16 protein-coding genes are annotated in these 18,125 nt (G+C 64.6%); 8 read left to right on the top strand and 8 right to left on the bottom strand.

The annotated features are described in order from the left end of the window. Positions 1-2: 2 nt before the first annotated feature. Both ACVWWJ_RS19135 and ACVWWJ_RS19130 read right to left on the bottom strand, forming a co-directional pair. Positions 3-812 carry an ABC transporter ATP-binding protein gene (locus ACVWWJ_RS19135; protein ID WP_456969740.1) on the bottom strand — a complete coding sequence of 270 codons (810 nt, stop codon included), beginning with the start codon at positions 810-812 and terminating at the stop codon, positions 3-5. Continuing rightward, positions 806-1,948 carry an MlaE family ABC transporter permease gene (locus ACVWWJ_RS19130; RefSeq protein ID WP_456969083.1) on the bottom strand — a complete coding sequence of 381 codons (1,143 nt, stop codon included), beginning with the start codon at positions 1,946-1,948 and terminating at the stop codon, positions 806-808. The genes ACVWWJ_RS19135 and ACVWWJ_RS19130 overlap by 7 nt, the downstream gene beginning before the upstream one ends. Positions 1,949-2,056: 108 nt before the next feature. Between ACVWWJ_RS19130 and gcvT the strand changes: the two genes are divergently transcribed. From gcvT to ACVWWJ_RS19110, 4 genes are all read left to right on the top strand, one after another. Further along, the gene (gcvT, locus tag ACVWWJ_RS19125) at positions 2,057-3,166 is read left to right on the top strand and encodes a glycine cleavage system aminomethyltransferase GcvT (RefSeq protein WP_159896414.1); all 1,110 of its coding nucleotides are present in this window, start codon (positions 2,057-2,059) and stop codon (positions 3,164-3,166) included. Between the two features lie 80 nt (positions 3,167-3,246). Continuing rightward, complete coding sequence (gene gcvH / locus ACVWWJ_RS19120) at positions 3,247-3,648, top strand: glycine cleavage system protein GcvH (RefSeq protein WP_159896415.1); 402 nt, start codon at positions 3,247-3,249, stop codon at positions 3,646-3,648. A gap of 432 nt (positions 3,649-4,080) precedes the next feature. Continuing rightward, on the top strand, positions 4,081-4,725 hold the full coding sequence (metJ, locus tag ACVWWJ_RS19115; protein WP_159895399.1) for a met regulon transcriptional regulator MetJ: 645 nt from the start codon (positions 4,081-4,083) through the stop codon (positions 4,723-4,725). A gap of 274 nt (positions 4,726-4,999) precedes the next feature. Continuing rightward, entirely contained in the window at positions 5,000-6,028 is a 1,029-nt protein-coding gene (locus tag ACVWWJ_RS19110) for an energy transducer TonB (protein WP_456969082.1), read from the top strand. Between the two features lie 349 nt (positions 6,029-6,377). On the opposite strand, the gene ACVWWJ_RS19105 is transcribed toward ACVWWJ_RS19110, so the two are convergent. Continuing rightward, positions 6,378-7,724: a serine hydrolase domain-containing protein gene (locus ACVWWJ_RS19105; RefSeq protein WP_456969081.1), complete on the bottom strand. Its 1,347-nt coding sequence runs from the start codon at positions 7,722-7,724 to the stop codon at positions 6,378-6,380. A 308-nt stretch (positions 7,725-8,032) separates the two neighbouring features. Here ACVWWJ_RS19105 and ACVWWJ_RS19100 point away from each other — a divergent pair, with 308 nt between their 5' ends. Further along, positions 8,033-9,316, top strand: a complete 1,284-nt coding sequence (locus ACVWWJ_RS19100) for an NTP/NDP exchange transporter (RefSeq protein ID WP_456969080.1) — start codon at positions 8,033-8,035, stop codon at positions 9,314-9,316. On the opposite strand, the gene ACVWWJ_RS19095 is transcribed toward ACVWWJ_RS19100, so the two are convergent. From ACVWWJ_RS19095 to mtgA, 3 genes are all read right to left on the bottom strand, one after another. After that, positions 9,313-9,741, bottom strand: a complete 429-nt coding sequence (locus tag ACVWWJ_RS19095; RefSeq protein WP_456969079.1) for a CBS domain-containing protein — start codon at positions 9,739-9,741, stop codon at positions 9,313-9,315. The genes ACVWWJ_RS19100 and ACVWWJ_RS19095 overlap by 4 nt on opposite strands. Positions 9,742-9,819: 78 nt before the next feature. Then, on the bottom strand, positions 9,820-10,764 hold the full coding sequence (locus ACVWWJ_RS19090) for a glycosyltransferase family 2 protein (protein ID WP_456969078.1): 945 nt from the start codon (positions 10,762-10,764) through the stop codon (positions 9,820-9,822). Positions 10,765-10,773: 9 nt separating this feature from the next. Beyond that, a complete protein-coding gene (mtgA, locus tag ACVWWJ_RS19085; protein WP_456969077.1) occupies positions 10,774-11,526 on the bottom strand; it encodes a monofunctional biosynthetic peptidoglycan transglycosylase in 753 nt (250 codons plus the stop codon). A gap of 107 nt (positions 11,527-11,633) precedes the next feature. Here mtgA and hslO point away from each other — a divergent pair, with 107 nt between their 5' ends. After that, positions 11,634-12,551, top strand: a complete 918-nt coding sequence (hslO, locus tag ACVWWJ_RS19080) for an Hsp33 family molecular chaperone HslO (protein WP_159895389.1) — start codon at positions 11,634-11,636, stop codon at positions 12,549-12,551. A gap of 19 nt (positions 12,552-12,570) precedes the next feature. Here hslO and ACVWWJ_RS19075 read toward each other — a convergent pair whose 3' ends face one another. Further along, a complete protein-coding gene (locus ACVWWJ_RS19075; RefSeq protein WP_456969076.1) occupies positions 12,571-15,468 on the bottom strand; it encodes a bifunctional diguanylate cyclase/phosphodiesterase in 2,898 nt (965 codons plus the stop codon). Positions 15,469-15,729: 261 nt separating this feature from the next. On the opposite strand from ACVWWJ_RS19075, the gene ACVWWJ_RS19070 reads away from it, so the two are divergent. Further along, the gene (locus tag ACVWWJ_RS19070) at positions 15,730-16,689 is read left to right on the top strand and encodes a hypothetical protein (protein ID WP_456969075.1); all 960 of its coding nucleotides are present in this window, start codon (positions 15,730-15,732) and stop codon (positions 16,687-16,689) included. Between the two features lie 533 nt (positions 16,690-17,222). Here the strand turns inward: ACVWWJ_RS19070 and ACVWWJ_RS19065 are convergent. Continuing rightward, positions 17,223-17,675 carry a DUF4097 family beta strand repeat-containing protein gene (locus ACVWWJ_RS19065; RefSeq protein ID WP_456969739.1) on the bottom strand — a complete coding sequence of 151 codons (453 nt, stop codon included), beginning with the start codon at positions 17,673-17,675 and terminating at the stop codon, positions 17,223-17,225. Between the two features lie 83 nt (positions 17,676-17,758). Here ACVWWJ_RS19065 and ACVWWJ_RS19060 point away from each other — a divergent pair, with 83 nt between their 5' ends. Next, on the top strand, positions 17,759-18,121 hold the full coding sequence (locus ACVWWJ_RS19060; RefSeq protein ID WP_456969074.1) for a hypothetical protein: 363 nt from the start codon (positions 17,759-17,761) through the stop codon (positions 18,119-18,121). Positions 18,122-18,125 lie beyond the last annotated feature (4 nt).

The following is an 18,125-nucleotide window of genomic DNA, read 5'->3' as shown; positions in this document are numbered from 1 at the left end:
TGTCAGTCCTTGCCTTTGTGGGCGGCGAAGGTGGCCGCGCGACCGCGCGGTCCGTTGAAATAAGCCTGTACCCAGGGATCGTCGGTGCGGGCGACTTCCTCGATCGGCGCGGCGGCGAGCACGCGCTTCTGCGAGAGAACGGCCACACGGTCGCAGGTGGAATAGAGGGTGTCGAGGTCGTGCGTCACCAGGAACACGGTCAGGCCCAGCGCATTGCGCAGGGTGACAATGAGGCTGTCGAAGGCGGCAGCACTGATCGGATCCAGGCCGGCCGTTGGCTCGTCGAGGAATAGAATCTCCGGATCCAGCGCGAGTGCGCGGGCCAGGGCCGCGCGTTTGATCATGCCGCCCGACAGTTCCGATGGATACTTGCGGCCGGCATCTACCGGCAGGCCGGCAAGTGCAAGCTTCACGCCGGCCAGTCGCGTCGCGTCGATGCGGGGCAGGCCAGCGTGTTCGATGAGGGGCAGGGCGATGTTCTCGGCGACGGTAAGCGAAGAGAACAGGGCGCCACTCTGGAACAGCACACCGAAGCGACGCTCCACCTGCGAGCGCCGTTCGTCCGACAGCGAAAGCAGGTTCTCTCCGAAGACGCGCACCTCACCGGCGATCGGCCGGACCAGGCCGATGATCGTGCGCAGCAACACCGACTTACCGGTGCCGGATCCACCGACGATGCCGATGATCTCGCCACGATAGACGTCGAGGTCCAGGTTCTCGTGCACCGTCTGGGTGCCGAACCGGTTGATCAGCCCGCGCACTTCGATGACCGTCTCACGGGCCGGGGCAGCCACCGTCTGTGCGTTCACCAGCCCATCTCCATATAGAAGAGTGCGGCGAGCGCATCGAGCAGGATCACCACGAAGATCGACTGGACCACCGCCGAGGTCGTGTGCTCGCCCACCGATTGCGCGCTCCCGGACACCTTGAACCCTTCCATGCAGCCGATCACCCCGATCATGAAGGCGAACACGGGTGCCTTGGCGATACCCACCAGGAACTGGGCCAGCGACATGTCCTCCTGCAACATCGACAGGAACATCGACGGCGACATCTTCAACACGGCCAGGCAGACCACGCCGCCGCCAACGATGCCGGCGATCATGGCAATGAACGTGAGCAGGGGCAGTGCGATCAACAGGGCAAGCACGCGGGGCAGCACGAGCAGCTCGACCGGATCCAGGCCGAGCGTGCGGATCGCATCGATCTCCTCGCGCGCCTTCATCGAACCGATCTGGGCGGTGAAGGCGCTGGCGGTACGACCGGCGAGCAGGATGGCCGTGAGCAGCACGCCGAACTCGCGAAGGAAAGCAAAGCCGATCAGGTCGACCGTGAAGATGCTGGCGCCGTAACTTGCCAGTGCGGTCGAGCCGAGGAAAGCCACCACCGCCCCCACCATGAAGGAGAGCAGGGCCAGGATCGGCACCGCGTCGAGGCCGGTCTGTTCGATGTGGGAGACCAGGGCGGTCACCCGCCAGCGCTTCGGTATAAGTACGGTGCTCGCGAAGCCCTGGAGGGTGATGCCGATGAAGCCGAGCAGCTTGAGCGTCTGTTTCCAGAAACTACCCATGCCCTTGCCGATGCGTTCGAGCAGGAGCACGAAGCCGGCTTCCCTCGGTTTCTTCACGCCCTTGCAATACGTGTCTATCGCGTCGCCGACGGTCTTGAGCAGGGCGCGACGTGCCGGCGGCAGCGATTCGTCCTGGGCCAGCGCCTGGGTGCGCTGGCTGCCGAGCATCTCGGCGATCACGAAGGCGCCCGAGGTATCCATCGCGCCGAGGGCGTGGATATCCACGCTCACATCGTTACCCACCGTGCCGGCCAGTTCATTCGCCCGGGCCTGCAGTTCCATGTAATGGACCAGTGTCCAGTCCCCGGTCAGGGCAAGGCGTGCACCACCCGCATCGCGGGTGAGCGTGGCCGAACCGGGCAGGGATGGGGTCGTCATGGGCGAAGGCTAGCAGAAGCGGATGCTGCGTTTGCGCTTGGCCTGACGGGCTCCGCGGCCCGATAATGCGAGGCTGTTCCCGCCGACATTCCCCTGCAAGGTACGACGATGACCGACAAGACCGAACTCAACGCCTCCCACCGTGAACTCGGTGCCCGCATGGTCGACTTTGGCGGCTGGGACATGCCGATCGCCTACGGCTCGCAGATCGAGGAACACCACTCGGTGCGCAAGGACGCCGGCATGTTCGACGTCTCCCACATGACCGTGGTCGACCTGACCGGCGAGCGCACCCGCGAGTTCCTCCGCAAGCTGGTCGCCAACAACGTCGACAAGCTGACGAAGTCCGGCAAGGCCCTCTACACCTGCATGCTCGACGAGACCGGCGGCGTCATCGATGACCTCATCGTCTATTTCCTGCGTGAGGACTTCTTCCGCCTGGTCGTCAACGCCGCCACGCGTGCGAAGGACCTGGCCTGGATCGAGAAGCAGGCGGCAGCGTTCGGGATCACGGTGCGCGAGCGTCCGGAGTTCGGCATGGTCGCGGTGCAGGGCCCGAACGCCCGCGAGAAGCTGATCGGCCTGCTGCCGGAAGACATCCGTGAGAAGGCGCGCAAGCTCGGCAAGTTCGCCGCGATCGAATGCGAAGGCCCGAACGGCATGCCGCTGTTCCTGGCCCGCACCGGCTACACGGGTGAGGACGGTTTCGAAGTGGTGGTACCGAACACGCGCGTGGTCGAGCTGTGGAATCTGCTGCGTGAGGCCGGCGTGGCTCCGGCCGGACTCGGTGCGCGCGACACGCTGCGCCTGGAAGCCGGCATGAATCTTTACGGCCAGGACATGGATGAGACCGTCACCCCCTGGGAGGCGTCGCTCGCCTGGACCATCTCGCTGGACGAAGGTCGCGACTTCATCGGGCGCGAGGCGCTCGAGAAGCAGAAGTCGGAGGGTGTACCTCGCGTGATGGTCGGCCTGGTCATGGACGAGAAGGGTGTGCTCCGCCACGGCCAGAAAGTGCTCGCGGCCAATGGCGAAGGTGAAATCCTTTCCGGCGGTTTCTCGCCCACCCTGGGCAAGTCGGTCGCCTTCGCGCGCCTTCCCGTCGGTGATCATGGCGACGTCCGCGTCGACATCCGCGGTCGCGAAGTGCCGGTGCGCGTGGTGAAGTTCCCCTTCGTCCGTGACGGCCAGCCGATGCCCGGCATCGTCGACGGCTGACCTCACACATATATATATGTATCGGTACAATTGACCGTCCATCACCCGCACCCCGTCCCGTGACATCGAGGAGCAGCCCCATGAGCGATAAAGAAATTCCCGGCGACCTGAAATTCCAGAAGACCCACGAGTGGGTGCGCATCGAGGACGACGGCACGGTCACCGTCGGCATCTCCGACCACGCGCAGGGCGCGTTGGGCGATCTGGTCTACGTCGAACTGCCGGAAGTCGGTTCGAGCGTCCAGGCCGGCAACGGCGTCGCCGTCGTCGAGTCGGTCAAGGCCGCGTCGGATATCTACGCGCCGGTCTCGGGTGAAATCACCGAGGTCAACACCGTCCTCAGCGACAAGCCGGAAACGATCAACGAAGACGCGTTCGGTGACGGCTGGATCTTCAAGTTGAAGCTCAGTGACAAGTCCGAACTCGACGGTTTGTTGACGGCCGACGAGTACGCCGAAGTTGCCGAGAACGACGACCACTGATCCGGTTCGGCACGTTCAATCTGTATGCCGGTCGTCCTCGACCGGCATTTTTTTGTCCGGAACGGCCCTTCGGCGAAATTTTTTTTTACCCTCAGTCGAACTCCGTTCATCCGCGAAATCGCCCCCGACAGGTCGTGTCGGAGAGCGCCTCTTTTTTCTCGCGTCGTCGTCTGTCGTCGATCCATTGTTCGCGGCGACGAACGAAAAAACATCTTTATTTAAGCTATTTGCTGAACCGTTTTACTGCGCGGGTATTTTTTATTTCGGATGTCCATTCCGTTCCTGACGTAACGAATAACCTCTCATCACGCACCCCGAGAGGTCACCAGTCGAACAGATATGCACCCGCAAGGTCTTCAATTCATAGCCAAAGTTTATTGACAGCGGATATGTTCAGGAATAGCTTTTGCACCAATTGACGGGGAACCCGATATGGAATTAGGAAAATTCATCAGGCCGTACGTCGAACACGGCAACAAAGCGGGGGCGGTTCGCAAGATCACTGTCTCCATTCCGTTGCATGTACTTCGACTGCTTTCCGATGAACGTACTCGCCGCCAGGTGAACAATTTAAGGCACGCAACGAACAGCGATCTGCTGGTTGAAGCGTTCCTTCATGCTTTTACTGGGCAACCACTGCCAACTGATGAGGAGCTGAGACGAACCATGGCCACTGCCAAGAAAGCCACTGCCAAGAAGTCCGCCGCCAAAAAGGCGACGAAGAAATCCACCGTGAAGAAGACCGCCGCGCGCAAGTCGCCGGCAAAGAAGGCCTCGACCCGTAAGGTCGCGGTCAAGAAGGCTGCGACCCGCAAGTCGCCGGCCAAGAAGGCTGCTGTCAAGAAGGTCGCCCGCAAGGCTGCCGTCAAGAAGGTAGCTGCCAAGAAGGCCGTCAAGAAGGCCGTCAAGAAGTCTTCCGTAAAGAAGACTGCCCGTAAGGCAGCTCCGCGCAAGGCCGCCGCGCCGCGCAAGGCTGCTTCGAAGAAGGTTGCTGCGGCCAAGGTCGTTCGCGCCACCAAGGCTGCCAAGCCGGCCAAGGCACCGCGTGCTGCCAAGGCCCCGAAGGCCGCTAAGTAATAAGCTTCACCTTCCAATAAGAAAGCTCGTTACGAATTATCTCCCCGCGGTGCCCAGCGCGGGGAGACACTTCGAAACCTTGACCCCGGCACTGCCGGGGTTATTCATTTCCGGGCCGCGGTTTCTTGCCCCCGGAAAACCTCCTAGACCGCCGCGCTGGATTCACGCGCCCATTACGGTTACCTTGTCGCCACATCGCGCTGCGGAGGACGGGGGGTTCTTCGCGTCAAGCCATCAGGGGGCGCGCGCTATGCGGAGTCCGCTTTCGACCGCCATGGATAATCGTCAACGCATTTCTTCGCGCCATTACGCGCGCGGCGCCGTCAATCCCGTGACACTTACGGTCATCGCCATTGTTCTGGCGCTGGCAGTCGCGGCCTGGTTCCTTATCATCAAGCCTTATAAAGACGCTAACGCTGGCGTCGTACCGGCGACCGCCGCGGCGACCACGCCGGGCACCAGGCGCGACACCCCGGCCAACGTCGATGCGCTCAGCACCGACCAGCTGCTGGCCGAAGCCCGCACGGCAATGAACGAGCAGCGCCTCGTGGCGCCGGCAGGTAATAACGCTTTCGAGTTCTATATGAAGGTGTTGCAGAAGCAGCCGGGTAACCCCGTTGCCGCCGACGCCCTGCGCGAAACCTTCTCCTACGGCGCCGCCGCGACCGAGCAGACGATCAACCAGCGCGATTTCAACGAAGCGCAGCGCGAGATCGACCTGCTCGCCAAGGCCGATCCGGAGAACTACACGCTGACCATCCTGCGTTCCAAGCTCGACGCCCAGCGCAAGACGCTGGACCGTGAGCAGCAGCAGGCGGTCGATACGCAGAAGGCCCAGCAGCTGGCCCAGCAGAACGCGACCAATGCCGCGAAGCTGCAGGCCGAGCAGCAGGCCACGGCCGCCGCCGAGGCACAGCGTCAGCAGGTAGCGCGTGAGCAGGCTGCACGTGTCGCTGCCGCCGCTCCTGTCGCTGCTGCACCCGTCGCAGCGGCACCGCGTCCCGCGGCTCGTGCCGCGACCGACGAGTCGATCAGCGATGCTGTCCTGATCCGCCAGGTGAACCCGCGTTACCCGACGGCCGCCATGCGTGCGAACCAGGAAGGCTGGGTGGACGTCGAGATGACCGTGGGCGCCGATGGCGCCGTCGGCAACGTCTCGGTGGTCGACGCACAGCCCAAGCACGTCTTCGACCGCTCGGCGATCGACGCGGTGAGCAAATGGGAATTCAAGCCGGCCACCCGAAACGGCGAGGCGATTGCCGTCACCCTCCGCCGACGGTTGCAGTTCAACCTGGGCAGGTAAGCAGTCGATTCAGTAGGAGCCGATGCATCGGCGAAGAAGGCCGCGAGCAATCGCGGCCTTCTTGTTTTCCGTAGGAGCCGCTTCATCGGCAAAGAAAGGTCGCTGCGCGCCCCATGTCTATTGTGGGAGCCGCTTCAGCGGCGAACACCTCACCGATGATTTCGCGAATGAGGCGTTGCCTCACGTTGTGCCGGCGCTCCAACCGCTCGCCTCATCATCGCAAGGCCTCATTCGCAAGCGCGAGGTCCTGAGGGTTCGCCGCTGAAGCGGCTCCTACAACAGCTGCGTGCGGCGGCGAACGCCGCTGGTCACATGAGCCGCGCAGCGGCTGTCCTATCGAACGGAGCTCTCAGGGCTTCTTTTTCTTTTTCGTCGTCGACTTGGCGGGCGCGGCCTTCTTGGACGCAGCCGCCTTCTTCGTCGTGGCGGCTTTCTTCGAAGGTGCAGCCGCAGATGCCGTGTGTACGGATCCCTCGACGCCCGCCCAGTCCACGTGGTTCAGGCCGAGGAGATCGTCGAAGACCATCGGCATCAGGCCGGCGGGAATCGGACCTGCGCCGTTCCACATCGTCACCACGCCAGCGTGGTACTTCGGGAAGAAGCCGATCATCGTGCGGTAGCCGGAGACGGCGCCTGCATGGAAGATCAGGTCTTCGTTGGCGTACTTGAAGACGCGCCAGCCCAGCGCGTAGTGCGCGTCAGTGACCCGGGCGTGGCGCCAGGGTAGCGAGTGCACTTCCGACGGGGTCGCGACGCCGGGCGCGTGCAGCACGTCCAGGGAGGGCGTGGGGAGCACGTCGGGGCGACCGCCCATCTGCGCCATCAGCCACTGCTCCATGTCGCGCAGGCTGGCGTTGACGCCGGCGGCGGGAGCAACGCGGTAGTAGCTGTCGTTCGGCTCGTAGGGAATCCAGTTATGCGGACCACCGCGGTGCGGGCGAGCCCAGCTCTTGCTTGCCTCGAGCGCGTCGCGGCCGTAGCTGGCGGTGGTCATGCCGAGCGGCGCGAAAATGCGGCGCTCCACCTGGCGAAAGAAATAATCGCCGGTGGTGGCGTAGATCACGTCGCCGATCATGCTGAAGGCGACGTTCTGGTAGCCGTAGCAGGAGCCGACCTTGCAGGAGAGGTCTACTTCGTCCAGCTTGCGCACGAGTTCCTCGTACGGCATGTCGGCTTCGAGCATGTTGTCGTAGGTGTTGCGCGGCAGGCCCAGACGCTGGCCGAGGATGTCGCGGACCGTGGCCTGCTGTGCGGCCTCCATGTCCTTGAGCTTGAAGTAGGGGATGGTGTCGATCAGCTTGGTGTCCCAGCTGAGGAAGCCCTCGCGCACGAGTACGGCGGTGACGCCGGTGGCAAAGGCTTTCGACAGCGATGCCAGGCGGAACACGGTTTCCGGGGTGGCAGGTTCTTTCGTTTTTGCGTTGGCGTAGCCGATGGCGCGTTCATAGACGACCTTGTCGTCCACGATGACCGCCGTGACGAGCGCCGGCGCGGCATCGCGTGCCTCGGCGGAGTCGAGCCAGCGTTTGTAGTCTTCGACGGTCTGCTTGATCCGCTCGGGGGGCAGTTTGGCGGACTCGGGGTCGACGTGGACCACCGGCGGCTTCTGCGGGGGCGGCGGTGCAGCCATGGCGAAGGGAGCGGCGACGGCGCAGGCGATGGCGCAAGCGAGCAGGGAAGCGGAACGAAACGACATGCTTATCTCGCGGGTCGAGGCGTAGGGGACACGCCGCGGAAAGGGGGACGTCAGCGCGCTGATCGTCATCAGGGTCATTGTCTTTTACTTCCCGGCTGGGAACAACGCCGATTCATAAACCATGTAGGAGCCGATTCATCGGCGAAAAGGTAAATGTGGGAGCCGCTTCAGCGGCGAAAAGCCAACGGAGCAGTGAAGCCGCAACGCCCGATCGCCGATGAATCGGCTCCCACAGGAGCGGCGGCAGTGAGGCGCCACCGGGCCGTGCTAGGCTTTTGACAGCCTCCCCCGGATCAAGTCGGCCACCTGTGAACACACGTCGACACGCCGCCCTGGGCGAGGGCATGACCCTGGCCCTTTCCATCATCGCGTTCTTCTTCGTGATGACCTCCTACTACGTGATCCGGCCGGTCCGCGACCAGTTGATAGGCGCTGCGGGGTCGTCTTCGCTGCCCGTGTTCTACACCATCGTGCTGGTCGTCATGCTCGCGCTGACGCCCGTGTTCGGCTGGCTCGTCTCGCGCTTTCCACGCAAACGCGTGTTGCTGGGCAGCTATCTGTTCTTCGCCGCCTGCCTCGTCGGATTCATTCCTGCGTTCGTCGCCCAGGATCGGATCGGCGCGGTGGCCCTGGGTCGGGTGTTCTTCGTCTGGGTGAGCGTGTTCAACCTGTTCGTCGTGTCCCTGTTCTGGAGCTTCATGGCGGACATCTACCGGAGCGCGCAGGCGCGACTGATGTTCCCGTTCATCGCGTTCGGTGGCATGGCCGGGGCCCTTGCCGGGCCCCTGATGACGTCCCTGCTCGTCGCGCGGATCGGGGTGCCCGCGCTGCTTCTGGTGTCGGCGACATCGGTGTTGATCGCGCTGGGCCTGCTGCTGGCCGTTACCACCGGACGCACGGCCAACGATACGAGTGGCGGCGCAGCGGTAGGTGGTTCCCCCCTTGATGGCGCGAAGGCCGCCTTCGCCCAGCCGTTCCTGCGCTACATGGCTATCCTCATGTTGCTCAGCGATGGCATTGCCACCCTGGCCTATGCGCTCATGGCGGACTATACGAAGGTGCATTACCCCGGCATCGCTGCGCGTACCGCGTTCTACGCGGATCTCGACCTTGCGATCAATGGCTTCGGCGCCCTGTTGCAGCTGACCGTCACGCCGCTGATTCTCCGTGGCCTGGGCACGCTCTGGGCGATGGTGCTGCCCACACTAGTCAACTTCGTCTTGCTAGCCCTGCTGGCCATCTACGGGCCGGCTGACATCGCGGTGTTCGGGTCGGTGATCTCGTTGCTGACCATCGTGCAGATCGGTACGCGGGGAATGACCTACGGCATGACCAAGCCGGCATCCGACTCCCTCTACACACGCATGCCGCGTGACGCGCGCTACAAGGGCAAGAACTTCATCGAGACGACCGTGTGGCGCTTCGGCGACCTGCTGGTCACGACGGCGCTCACCGCGCTGCGCGGCGTGGGCGTGGGCATTGCGGGGCTGGGCCTGATCAGCGCAGCGCTCTGCGGCGTGGCCACGATCGTGGCCCGCCGGGCGGCAACGTCGCCCGACCTCCTGCCTGAGTCGGCCGCGAAGGACACCTAGCTGGTGATATAGCTCTCGAGCTGGTTGATCGTCTGCTTCTGCTCGGAGATCACCGCCTTCACCAGGTCGCCGATGGAAATGACACCGACCACGCGGTCGCCGTCGCGTACCGGCAGGTGGCGCAACCGGCTGTCCGTGCACAGGCGCATGCACTCGTCCACCGTCGCGCTCGTCGACACCGTGATGACGGAGGGCGTCATGATGTCGGCTACCGGGGTGTCGCGTGACGACTTGTCTTTCAGGATGACCTTGCGGGCGTAATCGCGTTCGGAAACGATCCCGACCAGTTCGCTGCCCTTGAGGACGACCAGCGCGCCGACATTCTTGTCGGCCATCTGCTGAATCGCTTCATAGACCGACGCGTCGGGCGCCACCGCGTAGACTTCCTTGCCCTTGGATTCAAGGAGATGCTTGACCTGCTGCATGCTCGACTCTCCGGGTGGAGGCGGCGCGTCGCCGCGATAACGCAGTGTACCGCCGCTTGCCGTGTTCCGGAGTCATGCTCAGGTGAAAGGCGGCTCGCTGCCGTGACGGGAGTCGACGTAATAGAGCGGGCGCCGCTTGGTCTCGTTGTAGGTGCGACCGACGTACTCGCCGATCACGCCCAGGGCGAGCAGCTGGATGCCGCCCAGGAACAGGATCACCACCATGAGGGTGGGGTAGCCCCGCACCGGGTCGCCCCAGAACAACACTTTCAGCAACACCCAGATGCCATAAAGGAAGGCGAGCACGGCCGCCATGAGGCCAACCCAGGTGGCCACGCGCAACGGCGCTGCCGAAAACGAGGTGATGCCTTCGATGGCGAGGTTGCCCAGGCGCCAGTAGTTCCACTTGGTCGCGCCCGCATAGCGGGCGTCGCGATGGTAGGTGACGGCGGTCTGCCGGTAGCCGATCCAGGCGAAGAGGCCCTTCATGAAGCGTTGCCGCTCGCGGAGGCCACCCAGGGCGGCTACCGCGCGCCGGGAAAGCAGCCGGAAATCGCCCGTGTCGCGCGGCAGGGGTGTGTCGGAGAGTCGCTCCATGACGCGGTAAAAGGCGGCGGAGGTAAATTTCTTGAAGCGCGTCTCGCCGTCGCGTTCGCCGCGCGTCGCGTAAACCACGTCGAAACCTTCCTGCCAGCGCGCGACCAACGTCGGAATCAGCTCGGGCGGGTCCTGCAGATCGGCATCAATGACCACGACGGCATCGGCGTCGGCGGCGTCCAGGCCCGCCGTCATGGCGGCTTCCTTGCCGAAGTTGCGTGACAGGCGCAGGGCCGTGGCGCGGCCGTCGTTGCCGGCGATCGCACCCAGCTTCTCCCAGGTGTCGTCACTGCTACCGTCGTCCACGTAGATCACCCGGGCGGTTGCGTCGATACCGTCCAGCACGTCGCCCAGGCGCGCGTGGAAGGTGTCGATAACGTCGCTTTCGTTATAGGCGGGAACGACGATGGCGAGCGAAAACGTCATGAGGGTCCTTCAGCGAACGCGGCCGGCGACAGGCGCGGGCCGGGTGAGGTAGGCAGGGCCGCCGAGCTGGCCCATCTGTTGGGCGATCCAGGCCGTGCGCTTCTGCACATAGGCGCTTGGCGCGTCCACGCGGAACCGACGCGGGTTCGGCAGTACGGCCGCCAGGCGTGCCGCCTGGATCACGCCAAGGCGATCCGGTGGGGTGTGATAGAAGACGTCGCTGGCCGCCCCGACCCCGTACACGCCGTTACCCAGCTCCACGATATTCATGTAAACCTCGAGGATCCGGCGCTTCGGCCACGTCGCTTCGATGACCACGGTGAAGTACGCCTCCAAGCCCTTGCGGATGAAGCTGCGGCCGTTCCACAGGAAGAGATTCTTCGCCACCTGCTGGCTGATCGTGCTGGCACCGCGCAGGCGCTTGCCTTCGTCAGACGCGTCGATCGCGTCCTGGATCGCGTCCTGGATCGCATCGATGTCGAAGCCATGGTGGAAGGGGAATTTCTGGTCCTCGCCGGCGACCATGGCCAGGCCAACCTCGGGCGACACGGCATCTGCAGACACCCAGCGGTGGCGAAACGTGAAGTCCGGCTCGCGGGAGACGAAGGCCTCGACGCGGCGCTCCATCATCATGGCGCTGGTCCAGGGCGGCACGAAGCGCAGCATGAACACGACCAGCCACGACAGGGCGATCCAGGCAAGGACTGCCAGACCGACGAAGCGGGCAATGCGGATCGGCAGCGAGCGGGTCGTCGGGCTCATGGCAGCGCTGTGGCAAAGGATGGCGCAGTATAGGGGGCCTCGCGCGTGCCGGGCTTGTCGGTGCGCCGGAACGGCCCCATCTTTCGTCGGATCACCAGGAGGCCACCGTGACCGATTCGATCGTCGAAAACCTGTCGTCCGAAGACGTATTGCACCGCTTCATGCTCGAGAAGGCGGGCGTGCGTGGCGTGCTGGTCCGGCTGGGCGCGAGCTGGCGCGAAATCGCCTCGCGCGGCGACTACCCCTCGGACATTCGCAATACGCTTGGCGAAGCGGCGGCAGCAAGCGCGCTACTCACCGGCAATATAAAGTTCGACGGCTCCCTGTCGCTCGAGTTCAAGAGCGAGGGCGCGCTGCGTCTGCTTTTCGCCGAGTGCACCGACCAGGGGCACCTGCGCGGCCTGGCACGCTTCGACGCTGACAGCATGCCGCCGGCGCTGCATCTGAACGAGCTACCGAACGCGTTGCTCGCCATCACCATTGGCCAGGTGGACCGCGGTCGCTACCAGGGCGTCGTGGATCTGGACGAGCCGTCGATCGCGAAGGCGCTGGAAAATTACTTCGAGCGCTCCGAGCAGCTGCCGGCGCGCATCCTGCTCGCGGCCAACGCCGACCATGCTGTCGGGTTGATGCTGCAGCCGATCGCGGGCGAGGGTGGTCACAGCGCGGCCGAGGATGACGACGATGCCTGGGCGCGCGTCGGGATGCTCACCGATACGCTGAGCAGTTCCGAGATGCTGTCGATCCGGCCGGAAGAGCTGCTTTATCGGCTGTATCACGAGGAAACCGTGAGCGTTTACGAGGCGAAGGGCCTCTCCTTCGGCTGCACCTGCTCGCAGGAGCGCGTGGAAGGCATGCTGCGTGCGCTGGGCCGTACCGAGGTGGAAGAGACACTGGACGATCGCAACGGCGAGATCGAAGTGATCTGCGAGTTCTGCGCCACGCGCTACGTATTCGATCGCGTCGATGCAGAGCGCCTGCTAACCCAGGCGGAAACCCCGCCGTCCCCCTCGACCCTGCAATAGTAGGCAAGAGCTGGGCTTTCTAGGCGTCGAGCGACAGCGGCGCAGCCAGCCACTTGCTTGCCGGCTGGGGCTGGGCGAACAGGAAGCCCTGGCCGAAGCGGCAGCCGATGCGGCGCAGGGCGCGCATCTGTGACTCGGTCTCGATGCCTTCGGCGATGACCTGCATGCGCAACGAGTTGGCCAGCGCCTGGATCGCCCGGACCACCGCGGTGCTGTGCGCATCGGTGTCGGTGTCTTCGGACGGCAGTTCGATCACGAAAGAGCGGTCGATCTTCAGCGTTTCGATCGGATACTGATGCAGGTAGCTCAGCGACGAGTAGCCCGTGCCGAAATCGTCCAGCGCGATACCCACACCATGGTCACGCAGGTTTTCGAGAATGCGTTTGACCTGTGCGGGATTCTCCAGCAGCGCGCGTTCGGTCACTTCCACGCGGACGCAGCGTGCCGGCACGCCGTGTTCGGCGAATAGGTCGAGCAGGCGCTGATCGAGATCGGGCGAGCGGAAGTGGCTGCCGGACACGTTGATGCTGACGAAGCCTTCGTCACGCGTCAGTGCGCGCACCTGGCGAGCCACCTGTTCGAAGATCTGCCAGTCGATGGCCTCCGAGCAACCGGTGTCTTCGGCCACGGAGAGGAAATCCCCGGGCGGAAGCAAGCCGCGCTCCGGGTGACGCCAGCGCAGCAGGGCTTCGTAGCCGACGACGCGGCTGTCTTCGAGATCGACGATGGGCTGGTAGAACGGAACGAATTCGTTGCGCGTGAGTGCGCGGCGCAGGTCGCCTTCAAGTTCGAGCAGCGACAGTGCCTCGCGGCGCAGGCGATCGTCGAACACCGCGGCGCGGTGGCGACCTTCGTCCTTCGCGCGGTACATGGCCGAATCGGCGTCGCGTAGCAGTTCTTCGGGCCGTGTGTATTCGGGTGTCGGCAACGCGATGCCGATGGAGGCGGAGGTGAATATCTCCTTCGCCCCCAGGCGGAATGGCGTCTGCAGCTGCGCGATGATGCGCTCGGCGATATGCGTGGCCGCCTGTGGATCCGTGATGCCCTCGACCAGCACGGCGAATTCGTCGCCGCCCAGTCGCGCTACTACGTCGCGCGTTTTCAGGCAGGCGCGCACGCGGCCGCCGACCTGGAACAGCAGGTCGTCGCCGACCAGATGCCCCACGGAATCATTGATGACCTTGAAGCGATCCAGGTCGATGAAGAGCACGGCAAAAAGATCCGCCGGGTTCTCGCGATAGTGGTTCAGCGCCTGCTCCAGACGCTGCAGCAGCAGCGTGCGGTTAGGCAGGCCGGTGAGCGAATCGTGCAGAGTTTCGTACTTGAGCCGGCGCTCGACGCGCTCGCGCTCGGCGATCTGTTCGCGCAGGTCGCGGTTGGCCAGGGCCAGTGCGCGCGTACGCTCGGTCACGCGGCGCTCCAGGCTGGCATACGCCTGCTTGAGCGACTCGGTGGTGTATTTGCGCTGCAGCGCATTAGCGATGTGGTAGCTGACGAAGGTCAGCAGTTCCTGGTCGCGGGCGCTGTAGGTGTGCTCGGGCGAGTAGCTCTGCACGGCGAGCACGCCCATCGACTTTTCGTTCCAGATCAGCGGCACGCCCAGCCAGTGCAGGGAGCGGGCGCCGCTGGTGGAGAGCACCTGGTCGCGGTTGAGACGGTCGATTTCCTCGCGGTCGGCAAGGAGTGCCTTGCCGTTGCGCAGGACGAATTCGGTAAGCCCGCGGCCGAGTTCGCGCGGTTCGCGCGAGCCGTCGAGTTCGTCGACCGAATACGGGAAGGTGAGCTTGTTCTGGTCTTCGGAAAGCAGCGCGATATAGAAGTTACGCGCATACAGCAGGCCACCGATCACGCGATGCACGGCAGCGTAGAAGTTCTCGATGCTGTCCGAGGTATTGGCCAGTTCGGCGATGCGGAACAGCGCAGCCTGAAGGCGCTCGCCGCGCTGGCGCTGAAGCACCTGCTGGCGCAGTACGCGATTGGCTTCGCGCAATGCCGCGGTGCGCGTGGTGACGCGGCGCTCGAGTTCTTCGTGCGCCTGGCGACGTTCCAGCGCCGTCTGGACATGTTGGGCGACGTAGGTCAGCAGCTCGCGATCGTTCTGCGTATAGCGGGTGTCGTCCCGATAGCTCTGCACGACCAGGGCACCGACGACATCGTCGCCGCGCTTCATCGGTACGCCGAGCCAGTCGTCGCTGGGCGGGCCAATCGACACACGCGGGCCGGGAAGGTTCTTCTCCAGCTCCGCGCTCGCGCCCATGAGCGACTTGCCGCCCTGCAGGACATGCCAGGTCAGCGAGTTCTCGATCGCATCGATCGGGCGAATGCCCTCGGGATCCGGGATGTCGGGATCCAGTGAGTCGACGAAGTAAGGAAAGCGCACCGTACGGTTCTGCGCGTCGAACAGCACGATGAAGAAGTTCTCGGCATACATGAGGCTGCCCACGATGCCGTGGAGCGCGCTCATCATGTCCTTCATGTTGTGCTCGGCGCCGGCCTGCTCAGCGATGGCGTAGAGCGCGCGCTGAAGCCGTTCGGCCAGGGCCAGGCGGGAGATCGCCTCGTAAAGGTTCGCGGTTTCGGCGAGCTGCCTCAGGCGAACCGAGGCGAGCCGCCCAAGCCAGTCGATCAGCTCCGCCGAATCGGCGCTTGGGGAGTCCACATGCAGTTCGAGGAAACGGTCGGCCTGGGGGTCGGTCCCGAGCTCGATCACGGCATGGTGGGTGGCCCGTGGCTCATCCGTCCCTCGCCAGGCCACGCGAGCGCCGGGCATGAGATGACAGGCGAAGGCTTCCGCCTCGCTCCGGACCACATCGGCCTCGGCCGCCCGTAGCAACCGCTCGACAGCCTCGTGCAACGGCGTGCTTTCACCGTGACCGGGCGCCTTCAGGGACGGGCTTTGGGTTGGAGCGATAGTCATCGCCTGGCGAGGTTTCCGGTGTGGTCGGTTCAGTCTATATGCGTTACGGCGGCCGCGCGATGGGGCGCGGCCGGCCAGTCTCACGGGGTGTGCGCCAGCTTGGACCGAACAGCCCCCTACGCTCATAAACGGCAGCTTCCCGGATTACTGAAGGTGGCTCGCCGGGGTGTTAGTAAAACGTAAAACGCGATACACTGAGACCGTTCTCGCGAGGCTGAAGCGGGACCTCGGGGATTTCAGCCACCTGCCGATATGATGACCATGCGGAGCTCCTTTCTCACCTTGCTACTGATGATGATGCCGCTCGCCGCGGCAGGTCAGGTCGCGCCGGTGGGTTCGGACGCCGAAGCAACCCGGTTGCTGGCCCAGCAGCCGGACGCCTACGCCCAGAATGCGCAGGGCTCGGTACCGCTCTGGCGCGCGCCGGACGGCCGCATGCTCGCCCTCAAGACCGACGATCGCACCAACGCTACCCAGCCGCTTGCCCTGCACGCGGTAGACGCCGGTCCGTTCCTTTCCAGTGGTCTCCAGTACGACCTTGGCCCGCACGTGCAGGCTCATGCGAATATCACCGGCCAGGGCTGGATGAATTCCGTGGAATCCTGCGGCGCTTCCGCCACGGGCCGTAACGATCTCTGCAACTCGCCCGGTGCGCCTCCGCGCATCGTCGGCAGTGAAGTCGGCGCGACCTATCGCGGTACCGGTTACAGCCTCGGTCTGGGTGTCGGTTCCAGCCGGCCTACCGGCACGGGCGCAGCACTGCCTCGCGTGCTCCCGGGCCTGGCGACGGCCTCTGGCCTGCCGATCACCGCGTTGTCGTCGAGCACCGAATTCAATGCGCACGGCAGGGTCGACCTGGGCTCGCGCAGCGGCATCGATCTCGGCGCCAGCATCGGTCGCATCCGCCTCACACCCGGCAACCTGCTCGGTATCGGTTCGGTCGACCAGAAGGCATTGAGCTTTGGCGTCGACCGCGGTCCGCTGTCGGGCTTGATCACGGGTCGCACCATGCAGCCCGAAGCGACTGCCATCAACCAGATCAACGGCGACCGCCGCTGGAGCGCGATCGATCTCGGCGTGACATGGCGTCTGCCCTGGCGTGGCGAGTTGTCCGTCGGTGCCCAGAACGTGTGGTCCTCCGGCAGCGCACCAAGCAGCCCGGCCGGCCCCGAACCCGACCAGTCGCGAACACCCTACGTCCAGTACCACCAGGACCTGTAAAAACCGCCATCCAGGCGGTTTTTTTTGGTCTTCGCGGACTACCGGGGGTTGGGCGCTCGCCTTCGGCCATGTGGGAGCCGCTTCAGCGGCGATGGCCCGTTCGCCGCACACTGGGGCGTCTGGCGGGAGACCTTGATGCCCACCCTCGCTGCTCAGACAGTCCTCCGCGTTCGAAAAGGAAGGCCGCTCCGCGGCTCATGTTCTTATTGGCCTACGGCCGCTCCACTTGTCCGGAACTCGCATCGAGGGTGGACACCAAGGTCTCTCACGACGATACGGTCAGCTGGAAGGAGAGCCAACAGCCAAAGCGGCGTTGCTTCGTCGGCTCGACCCGCAAGAACCTCAGGGGCCGGAAGAGTCTTCGGTGCCCACCCTCGAGGCGAGTTCCCGACAAGTGGAGCGGCCGTAGGCCAGATGGATACATGGGCCGCGCAGCGGCCTTTCCGGTACGAAACGCGAAGGGGTGTCTGAGCAGCGAGGGTGGGCACCGAAGGCTCTGCGCCGTGCGCCATGCACCGCGACTCGCCGGTCTGTTAGTGGCCCTGGCCGCGCAGTTTTACGTCGCCGCTGAAGGACTCGACGTGGATGTTGCCGCCGCCGGCGCCGATGGTGGCCCGGAGTTTCTTGCCGGGACCATCGTCTTCGCTGGACGGATTGCCGAAATCGCTGCGGATGCTGCCGCTGAAAGTGGAGGCGTCGAGCTTGGCCGAGGTGTCTGACGGAAGCTGGAGCTGGACGTCGCCGCTCATCGAGTCGACATCGATCTTGCCGTCGCGCGACGGGCCGCCGGTGATCTGCGTGTCGCCGGAGACCGTGCTGAAGCTGGCCTGCTTCCAGGGACCGCCACCGATCGTCATGCGGCCGGATACGGTCTGCGCTTCGACGCGTTCGGTCACGCTGGGGGCGGTGATGTCGCCGGAAACGGTCTGCAGATCCGCCTTCACGGCGCTGCCGGCGAGGTCGATGCTGCCGCTGACCGTCTGCAGGTTGATGTCGGGCGAACGCAGGTTGCCGCGGATGCGACCGCTGACCCGAGTTGATCTCGACCTTGCCGCCGTCGAGTCCGTCGATGCTGACCGGCGCGCTGACCACGTTGATCTCGACGCTGACGGCCTTCGGCACGCGCACGTTGAGCACGGTGGGCTGCATGCGCGTGTCGCTGCCCCAGCTGAACATCGAATGTTCCTTGGAGTCGCTGTCCACGTGGATTTCCACGTTGCCGTCGCTGCCTTCGATCTCCAGCGGACGGGCGCCGTCGCCCAGCGTGCCGGACACCTGGATCTGGTTCTTGTCCCAGGCGGTCACGGTGACCTCGCCTTTGACGTTATCGATGCTGACTTTCGCGTTGGGCCGGATGTCTTTCGACAGGTTGATCGGGGTCGAGGCGAAAGCCTGTCCGATCGAGAGCGCCAGCAGCAGGGGAGTGATGTAGAGCG

The sequence above is a fragment of the Luteibacter sp. HA06 genome (assembly GCF_054061215.1).
The sequence above is the reverse complement of the archived record's forward strand: the minus strand, read 5'-3'. Positions and strand labels throughout refer to the sequence as shown.

Bases quoted from the DNA above. Each gene is read 5' to 3' on its own strand.
- ACVWWJ_RS19130 (WP_456969083.1), bottom strand. From the start codon at position 1,948: ATGACGACCCCATCCCTGCCCGGTTCGGCCACGCTCACCCGCGATGCG.
- gcvT (WP_159896414.1), top strand. From the start codon at position 2,057: ATGACCGACAAGACCGAACTCAACGCCTCCCACCGTGAACTCGGTGCC.
- gcvH (WP_159896415.1), top strand. From the start codon at position 3,247: ATGAGCGATAAAGAAATTCCCGGCGACCTGAAATTCCAGAAGACCCAC.
- metJ (WP_159895399.1), top strand. From the start codon at position 4,081: ATGGAATTAGGAAAATTCATCAGGCCGTACGTCGAACACGGCAACAAA.
- ACVWWJ_RS19110 (WP_456969082.1), top strand. From the start codon at position 5,000: ATGGATAATCGTCAACGCATTTCTTCGCGCCATTACGCGCGCGGCGCC.
- ACVWWJ_RS19105 (WP_456969081.1), bottom strand. From the start codon at position 7,724: ATGTCGTTTCGTTCCGCTTCCCTGCTCGCTTGCGCCATCGCCTGCGCC.
- ACVWWJ_RS19095 (WP_456969079.1), bottom strand. From the start codon at position 9,741: ATGCAGCAGGTCAAGCATCTCCTTGAATCCAAGGGCAAGGAAGTCTAC.
- ACVWWJ_RS19090 (WP_456969078.1), bottom strand. From the start codon at position 10,764: ATGACGTTTTCGCTCGCCATCGTCGTTCCCGCCTATAACGAAAGCGAC.
- mtgA (WP_456969077.1), bottom strand. From the start codon at position 11,526: ATGAGCCCGACGACCCGCTCGCTGCCGATCCGCATTGCCCGCTTCGTC.
- ACVWWJ_RS19075 (WP_456969076.1), bottom strand. From the start codon at position 15,468: ATGACTATCGCTCCAACCCAAAGCCCGTCCCTGAAGGCGCCCGGTCAC.
- ACVWWJ_RS19070 (WP_456969075.1), top strand. From the start codon at position 15,730: ATGCGGAGCTCCTTTCTCACCTTGCTACTGATGATGATGCCGCTCGCC.
- ACVWWJ_RS19060 (WP_456969074.1), top strand. From the start codon at position 17,759: ATGCTGACCGGCGCGCTGACCACGTTGATCTCGACGCTGACGGCCTTC.